At 65.3% G+C, this 265-nt stretch carries 1 protein-coding gene; it reads right to left on the bottom strand.

Annotated features, from left to right (window positions below; genetic code table 11):
• Window positions 1-230 (bottom strand): hypothetical protein (locus KVT34_RS30380; RefSeq protein WP_483311470.1); only part of this gene is annotated, 230 nt, incomplete at its 3' end.
• Window positions 231-265 lie beyond the last annotated feature (35 nt).

Here is a 265-nt window from a genome sequence, read left to right as displayed (position 1 = left end):
ATGATGATGTCCACGCGTCCGAACTCGGCGAACCCTTCTTCAAACGCTGTCTGCAGGGCGGGGAAGTCGCGTACGTCGCAGGTCCGCGCGACGATGTGTCGTTTCTCCTTCTGGACCAGCCGGACCGTCTCGGTGAGATCGTCCGGTGTGGCGTTCGGGTACGTCATCGTCGGGATGTCCGCGCAGATGTCCACGCCGATGATGTCGCACCCTTCTTGAGCCAGCCGCACGGCGTGGGCCCGCCCCTGTCCCCGGGCGATTCCGG

Origin of the sequence: Paenibacillus sp. GbtcB18 (assembly GCF_019091125.1) — a bacterium.
GTDB classification, from domain to species: Bacteria; Bacillota; Bacilli; order Paenibacillales; family NBRC-103111; genus Paenibacillus_F; species Paenibacillus_F chitinolyticus.
The sequence above is the reverse complement of the archived record's forward strand: the minus strand, read 5'-3'. Positions and strand labels throughout refer to the sequence as shown.